The sequence below is a fragment of the Pelomonas dachongensis genome (assembly GCF_043555865.1).
Lineage (GTDB): Bacteria > Pseudomonadota > Gammaproteobacteria > Burkholderiales > Burkholderiaceae_C > Pelomonas > Pelomonas dachongensis.
The window spans coordinates 1-9,205 of the sequence record NZ_JBIGHY010000023.1 but is presented as its reverse complement, the minus strand read 5'-3'; the positions used below and the strand labels follow the sequence as shown (position 1 = coordinate 9,205).

At 54.4% G+C, this 9,205-nt stretch carries 6 protein-coding genes and 1 pseudogene; all 7 read right to left on the bottom strand.

Going from position 1 to position 9,205, the window contains the following annotated elements; translation table 11 throughout:
- Positions 1-246: 246 nt before the first annotated feature.
- Positions 247-897: a glycosyltransferase family 2 protein gene (locus ACG02S_RS25980; protein WP_394473406.1), complete on the bottom strand. Its 651-nt coding sequence runs from the start codon at positions 895-897 to the stop codon at positions 247-249.
- 543 nt (positions 898-1,440) lie between these two features.
- A complete protein-coding gene (locus tag ACG02S_RS25975; protein ID WP_394473405.1) occupies positions 1,441-2,463 on the bottom strand; it encodes a hypothetical protein in 1,023 nt (340 codons plus the stop codon).
- 580 nt (positions 2,464-3,043) lie between these two features.
- A complete protein-coding gene (locus ACG02S_RS25970) occupies positions 3,044-4,177 on the bottom strand; it encodes a hypothetical protein (RefSeq protein ID WP_394473404.1) in 1,134 nt (377 codons plus the stop codon).
- Between the two features lie 21 nt (positions 4,178-4,198).
- Positions 4,199-4,735, bottom strand: a complete 537-nt coding sequence (locus ACG02S_RS25965; RefSeq protein ID WP_394473403.1) for a hypothetical protein — start codon at positions 4,733-4,735, stop codon at positions 4,199-4,201.
- A gap of 142 nt (positions 4,736-4,877) precedes the next feature.
- Complete coding sequence (locus ACG02S_RS25960) at positions 4,878-6,341, bottom strand: HlyD family type I secretion periplasmic adaptor subunit (protein ID WP_394473402.1); 1,464 nt, start codon at positions 6,339-6,341, stop codon at positions 4,878-4,880.
- Positions 6,338-8,581, bottom strand: coding sequence for a type I secretion system permease/ATPase (locus tag ACG02S_RS25955; RefSeq protein WP_394473401.1), 2,244 nt, complete (start codon positions 8,579-8,581; stop codon positions 6,338-6,340). Before ACG02S_RS25955 ends, ACG02S_RS25960 begins: the two co-directional genes overlap by 4 nt.
- A gap of 183 nt (positions 8,582-8,764) precedes the next feature.
- Positions 8,765-9,016, bottom strand: a pseudogene (locus tag ACG02S_RS25950) (integrase core domain-containing protein); the annotation flags it as partial.
- Positions 9,017-9,205: the final 189 nt, after the last annotated feature.

Sequence of the window (9,205 nt, the reverse complement as noted above, 5' to 3'; positions counted from 1 at the left end):
GAACAGCGGGGCGAGTGACGCTTCGATCTCGGACCAGGGCATGCGCCGGCCAAGAACCGCGAGCGGGTGGCGGGGATCCACCATGCCATCCAGCCGTGCGCGGAAGAAGTCGTCGGTCGCCATCGCCTGCCCTCCAAAACTCCCAGAAATCAATTGCCATTGAATTTGATTCTGGGAGTTCTGACCATCGGCATTCACCCCGCATCGCTAGTGTTCATGCGGGTTCCAGGCGTTTTGCAAGGTCGACTAGTTATGACCCTCAAAGGAGAACTGATCGACTCTCGAGCAACGACTCCGCAACTTATCGAGATGTTGCAGCAAGTGGGAATGAAACGCTGGAGACTTCTGCAGTGAGGAATCCATGGAGCGAACTAGCTTTTCAAGCTCGAAAACTCGGTTACATGTATTCATATCCCCAGTTCTCCGCGTTTCGAGGTGGCGATGAACAATTATTCCTTGCCCCGGAATTGGATAGGGCACCATGCCTTGAAAGTGAATTCGGAGCAGAAGCTCAGTATCCTCGCAGTAGCTATATTCGACATCAAAACCACCCAACTCGCGAAAAAATTCGCGTGACAGTACGAATCCACAACCCATCCCAAACTTTAAGAAAGGTGGAAATGTATCGCCTAAGACGGAGACTGGTGATGTGGTATCAACTAGTGCAGATTGATGATCACCCTGCGATGAATATGTGCGTATCTCCAGATGCTCTGCTAGCAGAAAACTATGCTCCGGAAAATTTTTTAGATGACTAACGCAACTCTGAATGAAGTCAAGGTGGCATTCATCGTCATCGTCGAGAAATAGGAGATGCGACCCTCGCGCCTTTGATGCACCGTAATTGCGACAAGCCGCGGGATTTGCCGGATTCTCAAAGTTTCCTGACAGAGACATCGCGTCGACAACAATGATCTCAATAGAACAGCCCATATCAGGAATGCTATTCAAACACCTTTGCAAGTATGTCAATGGGCGGGAATTGGGGATAATAATCGACAAATACATAGCAATCACCCTACCACAAAAGCATCGGACGCCCCATCCTTAAATCTTACGTACATGTGCTGAAGTATGGCCGCAGTTAAATCCTTATCCCTAAAACCAAGAATAGCGATTACGTGACAGTTGGGACCACTAATCCAATCGTTTGGGTGCATCTGAAGAAAATTCCGATCTCTTACACGCTCTGCTGCCGTTTGATCAAGGAGAGCCCAAACAACAACAGTAGTAGGCACCCCTAGTCTGTCATGCCAAATGAGCAGCCGGAGATCGCCTACGGCAGGCTCCAACACATTTGATACAAATCCTTTCAAGCCTCGCAGATTAATGGACGTTGCTTGCCACATCCTCGCAAGCAGAACTCTGCGCATGTTTCTGGGACCTCCAAGCTCATCTACATAGCGAGCTGCGTAGTCTTCACCAAAACTAATAAGGAGCCTATTTACCAATGGAAAATTCGGCTCTTGCATTTTCGCGAATTTGTATCCATTTTTCTATTTCCAGCGCGCTCAGACCTTCATCGCTCTCCACATCCAGAGTCCCGCAATAGGGATTCTTGCATTGAGCCACGACATCCTCAATAAAATCAGCTATTCCAGATAAATCCCCGCCTTCGGACAGCGCTTTTATATCTGCATCAAGTTTAGGTTTATACAAGGAATGTCTTTCCTGGTTATTTCCCCACATTCTCATTTGACAAACAAAACTCAAATCACGTGGGCGCAGGTCATCCTTGCATTTAAAGAACAGTTCCCCTAGGGAGCGCGCGAGCAGAATATTTTCAGGCGGACTTGACCATTGTCCAATGCATTGAAAATATTCATCCACATGGTCGCATATTGAAATTATTCTGAGCAGCTTCGGCAACTCCAAGCCTAAGCCAAGACATTCTTTCGATCCAAGAAGGAATGGTGCCATCTGCTTTCCTAAAACAAGGCGCAGAATTAGGGCAATCAGAGCATTTGAAAAACTGTTTTCGCCCCGCAACCTATTGACTCCGAGCAAACATATCGAATACGTTGCCAATGCTCTTTCATAATTCGCGCAAAAACCGTCGAATAGCGCCTTGGATGCGTTTGTTGATAGGTGGGAAGCAAAACCACCGTAGCGCACAAGTGAATAGACTATCTCGTCGACCGTTCGCTTTGCGAAAGACGGGCAGTCTCCAAATGGCGGGTTCCCCTTTGCCACAATAGCTGGAACAAAGTCGGGCAACGAAGTAGCGGTTCCAAAATCAATATACGCACCTGAAAGAGTTATGTTCGAGCAGTTCAATGATCCATGAGGAATCCTCAGCAAAGTTGCCTTCGCAATCTGCTTTGCCCAATTAGATAGCATCGCTGACAGGAACAAACAAATCGATTCTTCATTCAGCGTCTGTCCAGAGGACCGCAAATGACGAATGATCTTTGCAGAAAGATGCTCCGCTGCTGCTGCTGTGCGCTGGACATCCGCACTCACGTGCTCGCAAGTCGTCGAATATCGCCTCGCACGGATGAAATGGGCAGGACGAATCGCAAACTCTCGAAGAGTAACGATTCGATTGGTCTCACAGGCGCAAATCCGAGGAAGTCGAAGAACTCCGAGAGTTCTTACCGCTCCACTCGGCAGGAGGGCTGAATAAACCTTAGACCATATCGCCTCGCGTACAGCTTCCACTATCGAAACCAGCCCTTGGTGTTCACCATACCTTTGGCGACCGCTTAGCAATGGGGTGCAACCAATACCTTTAATCTGGATGTCATTCACAAGTGCGGTCCGTGCGGATCCACCATGAGCACCGACTCCTAGCCCCCCATACCTGTCGGCGTAAACTGTGGCGCCTTCCCACCCTTCCAACTGAGTAGCGCAATCACAGACTCCAGGAACGGCAAATCCAAACGACGCAGCGGTCAATTCTTGCCTGTGAGCGTCTTTCCAGATTACTTCCACGCAGGACGTCGGCGCCTTTAAGGCAATAAAAGGAACGAACGAACTGTGGCTTAACATTGAGCTTTTGCGCTGTGAAGTTGGGAGGGGCATCTGCCCCCACCGTTCTAACTTATGTTACAGCAAGAAGCGGAACAACCTCCGAGCGAGGTACAGGATTCACAGTATCCACTCCCCCAAGTTCTGAAAACTTGAATGTTCCCATGCTCTCAACGAGCATTTGACTCGCTACCAACGCTTCAGAACCGATCGGAACAAGGGCTGCACTATCGAACAGATTGGTTAACTGGGCAGAACCAGGCAAAAGCGTAGTGCTATCGAACGACTGAGCAAATGCCCATCCCTCTTCGTCGCCTCCACCCCCACCTCCGGGATCGTAACCATCGTCGAAAATATCTCCATTCGCCCATTCCCACCCATAGTCGGCACCGTAAGAAGCGGCTTTGCCAATGTCAGCTCCGCGACTTGCGATGTCTTCGATTGAGGCGTTCACAACGGTATCCAGCAGAAGTACTCCATTTCGATAAACAGTTACATGTCTCGGCGTATAATCCATGGAATCCACGAAGCTAACTCGGGACGGAAGTGAGCCGAATGGAAGTTCCGAAATTAATGCGGATGTTATAAGTTCTCCATCCACAACCGTGGAGACATCCGCTAAAGTGGTGACTGGACTATCGGTGATTGCCGAAATCTTTTTTCCTTGCCGAATTTGATCGATCTGAATGTTCTTCCATCGCTGGTACACAGAACTGTTTCGCATCGCTGGAAGGATCAAGTCCCTCATCTTCTTCAAGTAAATGTCGGGCTGCATTGGGCCTGCAGACATGACTTGATTTTGAAATTCCAAGAGTTTTTGAGGCGTCAATCCAAGAGAGTATGGCCCTGATGACCTCTGCCACCATTCGAATAGAATTGCGTTCGCCTCTCGCTCTTCCATGATACCAATCGTCTTCGAGGGATCGCGATTTACCCCCAGCAAATGATCCTCATTAAGCTCATTCAGACGATATTCCCGGAATATCATGTGTCCGATCTCATGCATAAAGTCGCCGTACGGATTGGCAGAACCGCCCTTTATGTAGACGATATATTGATTAATATCAAAAGAGGAAGCTGAAGACCACTCCACCTTCCATGGAAGAGCCAACAAGCTTAGGGCTACGTCTCTTTGCTGCAGACCGCCCTGTTGAACAGCTCCTGCAAGTATTGCTTCCGCAAGGCCGTCGGAAATAAAATGTGACATGTCCTTCTCCTCAAATGCAAGTTAATTCAATTTCTTGATAAACAACTGACTTGTATCGAGCTCCTTTCCGCATTTTCCATTTGCCCGCCTAAAAAATAGGTGCAATTCAAAAGCTATAATATTCTTCAGTGCTGTCCTATTAGAGCGCGCGGTGTAGGCGCAACCAGGCGCGTTCTCCTCTGGAATTTCCAGATTTAGCGGATAGTTCGACTCACCAATTTCCCAACCATGTGCTTTTAGAAATGTCAAATCATCACTCTCCTCGATGGCAGCACTATGTTTGGCCGGAAGCTGCATAACCAAGTCTTTCCACATCCCCTCTGCGCCAAATGGATTCGAAAGAATCATCAGCTCGAATGCGACGCCTTTCGACTGTAAGCTGCAATGAGTCCACTTGGTATTTGAGTTGTCTACGCAAGATGTTGGTTCTATCCCGATTGCCCTAAGCGGCTGACGTGCATCCTCCCAATTCTCAACCCGGCTACTGCGCAATCTTTCTGCAAAACTAGTCAGGGCATTTACGCTTGCCTTAGAAGGCGCGCTCGTCGCGTGCGCCATGGAAGTCGCAAGTGCAAATATTGAGCCCAAGAATACGGAATGTATTGTTTTCATAAATGCGTTAGGAGTGTGCGAAAACTTAAACTAGATCCACTGATTCGAATCCCAAATAAGAGTACTGGCGAGGCGAATCCAAAACTCATCAGCGTTCCTTCAGGCTCTCGTCCATATATCGCTGCACCGGGCTGAGTAGGTAATCGATAACGCGGCGCTTGCCAGTCTTAATCTCGGCGGTAAGATTCATGCCCGGTGCGAGCTTTATACGTTTGCCGTCCACGTTGATCGTTGAATGGCCGACCACCAAGCTGGCTGGAAAAATTGCTCCTCGCTTCTCGTCCTGCACCGCATCGGCCGCGATACTCTGCACGCGCCCCTGAATCATTCCATATCGTGTGTACGGGAAGGTCTCGAGCTTGATCATGGCTTCCTGGCCCGTATGTACGAAGCCCACATCTTTGTTCTCAAGCACAACCTCTGCTGTGACTTCGGAATCGTCAGGAACCAGTACGAGTAGGATCTGAGCTTGGGTGACCACCCCGCCGGAGGTGTGCACCGCCAGCTGTTGAACCGTCCCGGCTACTGGGGCCGCTAGTCGTGTAAGTGCGTCTCGCTTGTCAGCCTTCGCGCCTTCTTCGGCCAGTTGGCGGGCACGCAGGCCTGCCTGAGTCTCGCGTTCCTTCAGCGTTCGAAGGGTCTCGGCCCGGTACGCGTTAGCAGCTTGCTCTGACTCGTTCAGCGTTGCCCGCGCTTCGAGCAGCCTTGCCTGGGCGGTGGCCAGATCTCGCTCCAACTCGATGCGCTCGCGCGCCCGGTCTTGACCGGCATGGTTGGCCACAAAACCTTGCTCCGTGAGCGCCTTGAAGTCTTTCTCTCGCTGCTGAGCGAGTGGCAGCGTCGCTTGAAGCCTCGCCACCAGATGCTCAGCCGTGACGATCTCAGCCTTGCGCCGAGTGGACTCTGCCGCGAACCGCGCCAGTTTGGCACTGACGTCGGCCCACTCACTCTGCAGCTGGACATTCACCGCAGCCTGGTCCGATGTGCTAAGTCGCTTGATGATCCCTACCCCCAGGCTTGGCGTACCGCCGCGAGAGAGCGCACCCAGCAATGCTTGCGTACGCAGCGCCTCTGAGTCGGCAGCGCTGCGCTCCTCGCTCACTCGGACACTGTCTGCACCCGTTAGTGTGCTGTCCAGCTCGATCAGCAGGTCGCCAGTCTTGACCTTGTCGCCGTCCTTGACGTGGATGGCCTTGACGACGCTGGTCTCCAACGGCTGTATGGTTTTGCTGCGTTGGCTGACGATGACTCTACCTTGCGCGACGGCGACTATGTCGATCTGGCCGAGGCAAGCCCAAAGCAACGCGATGATGAACAGCGCGCAAATTACAATGATGGCCCGCCGCGGCGCTGGATGCGGCGGTGTCTCTTGAAGTGCAAGCGCTGCGGGAAGGAAGGCGCGCTCATCGAGCATCCTTCGCGGTCCGGCCAGTTCATCACGTCTTTCCCATGCGGCTTTGAAGATGGCCCGATAGCGCCCGATCAGCTCGACAAAGGGATGCTTCGGCGCCCTCTCGACTCGCGGTTCCACGCTGGAGGTGCTTGTGCTCATGCCGAGCCCTCCGTGCCAGACTGCATGCGCCACAGACGCGCATAAAGCCCGCTGGTTTTCGCCAGGAGCTGGTCATGGGTTCCCATCTCGACGATCCTGCCCTTGTCCATCGAGATGATTCGGTGGGCATTCCGCACGGCGCTGAGGCGGTGCGCAATGATGAAGACCGTACGCTCCTGGCAGATGGCCTGCATGTTCTTCTGGATCACGGCCTCGCTCTCGTAGTCTAGCGCGCTGGTTGCTTCATCGAAGATCAGGATGCGTGGCTGGCTGAAAAGCGCCCTAGCGATGGCGACCCGCTGGCGCTGTCCGCCAGAGAGGCTGCTGCCCTGCTCGCCCACGATAGTGTCATAGCCTTGCGGCAGCTCGGTTATGAACTCATGCGCACCAGCCAGCTTGGCGGAATGGATGACGACATCCAGCGGAGCTGCGGGATCGGAAATGGCGATGTTCTCGCGAACGCTGCGGTTGAACAGCATGTTCTCTTGCAGTACCACCCCCACCTGCCGGCGCAGCTGAGCGGCGTCGATCAGGGCGATGTCATGGCCGTCGACCTGCACGCGGCCGCTCTCGGGCACGTAAAGGCGCTGGATGAGTTTGGTCAGCGTGCTTTTGCCCGAGCCGCTTCGCCCAACGATGCCGATAACTTCGCCTGGCCGCACGTCCAGGCTAACACCATTCAGAACCGGCGGCGCGTCGGGGCGGTAGCGGTAGGTCAGGTTGTCCAGCGTTATCCTTCCGTGAAGGCGAGGCAGGGGGCTGACGCTTTGCGGCGGGAGCTCAGTGCGGGTGTTGAGGATGTCGCCCAGACGCTCCATTGACAGGCCCGTCTGCTGAAAGTCGGTCCACATCTGCGCGATGCGCATAATGGGCTGGGCCACCCGACCGGCAAACATGTTGAAAGCGATGAACATGCCGACGCTGAGATGCCCCTCCATCACCAAGTGGGCGCCGTACCAAAGTGTGGCGGCGTTGACCACCTTGCCGATCAGGTTGATGCCTTCGTGGCCATACTGTGCCAGCGTCTGGGTTCTGAGCGAGGCGCTGACGTAGCCCGCAAGTTGCTCATCCCAGCGGCGAGCCATTTGAGGCTCCAAGGCACTTGCCTTGACCGTCTGGATGCCCGTCACCGTTTCGACCAGCAGCGACTGGTTCTCTGCGCCCCGCGCGAACTTCTCGTTCAGGCGAGCTCGAAGGACCGGGACGATACTCAGGCTGAGTAGCAGATACAGCGGCAGTGACGCCAGCACGATGAGCGTCAACGGTACGCTGTAGGCGAACATGACCGCGATGAAGATCACCGAGAAGACGACATCCAGCACCAGCGTCAGCGCGTTGCCTGTCAAGAATTGACGAATGTTCTCAAGCTCCCTAACACGGGCTACCGAGTCGCCCACCCGCCTTGCCTGGAAATAGGCCAAGGGCAGGTTGAGCAGGTGACGGAAGAGTCGCGCCCCGAGCTCGACGTCGATGCGGCTGGTGGTGTGGCTGAACACATAGGTTCGCAGCACCGTCAGGGCACTCTCGAAGAGCATGATCACGACCAGCCCAATCACGATGACGTCCAGAGTAGTGACACCTCGGTGCACTAGCACCTTGTCCATCACGACTTGGAAGAACAACGGGGTGACAAGCGCGAACAGTTGAAGGAACAGCGACACAAGCAGCACCTCGCCAAGCAACTGTCGGTGCTTGACGATGCTCGGGACGAACCAGGAAAAGTCGAACTTCGCGAGGGCGCCGGCAAGGCTGGCCCGACTCGTGACGAGGATCAGCTCACCACTCCATTGCGACGAGAACACATCGAGGGGCTCGATGGTGGGACGGGCAGCCTGCGCGCCGTCGGCGGCTTTCGCCGACGGGTCCATGAAGAGCACGCGCTGACCGTCGCACTGAGCCAGGACGACCAGCCGGCCATCTTTCATCACCGCCAGCGCCGGCAGCGGGGTCAGAGGCAGGCGATCCGGCGCGCTTAGCGAGGCCTTGGCCTTAAGGCCAAGTCCCTTGGCAGCCAGCAGCAGACCCTGCTGGTCAACGGCGTCAGCCTCGCCAAGCCCTAGTTCATGACGTAGCGCCTTCGGCTCGGCCGCCACGTGATGCAGTCGGGCAAGGATGCAGAGCGCCTCCAATGAATTTGACGGCGGAACTTCGCTATCTAGCGAAGCCAAGCTCTCGTTCTCAGACGGTAAAGCTTCGCCTTGAGTCGGCTCGATCGCCGACTGGCCGAGTGACTGATGCATGGATACTGGCGCACCTGCTTCTGCAGGTTATGCGATTCTTGACGGGGCGAAGTTTTCTGGCGAAAGGCATAGGCTCGGTGATATAGCCTCAGTTCACCTCAGGTGTTTCCCTTGGCGCAGTAGGGAATATTCCCGTAGCCACGCTGACCTTGCCCCTGTTGCCCGTTGTTCTTAGCAACCTTGTTACGCGGCGTTCTTGAGCTGTGCCGCGTGCCAGCTTTTCTCGAACTGCATCGGGCTGACATAGCCCAGCGACGAGTGGAGTCGCCGGTGGTTGTAGAACGTCAGCCAGGCTATGACCTCGTCCATCGCTTGTCGGCGTGTGGCGAATTTTCTCCCATAAAGCCTGCCCACCTTCAGCCGGCCCCACAGGCTCTCGGTCGGCGCGTTGTCCCAACAATCGCCCTTGCGACTCATCGACGAACGCATGCCGTAGTTGTTGGGTCTCATGTGATCATGTGCCCACTCGCAGCTGGGCCTTGTTCAAAGCCAGGGAAGTGCTGCGAGAGTTGATCCGAACCCTCAAGGCCGAGCAGTCGGTCGTCAAAGTCGCATGAGCCGAGTCCACGCCCGAGCCCGCACCACCCCTCTGACCCGCACAGAGATTCGAGAGTCCGAATCCAG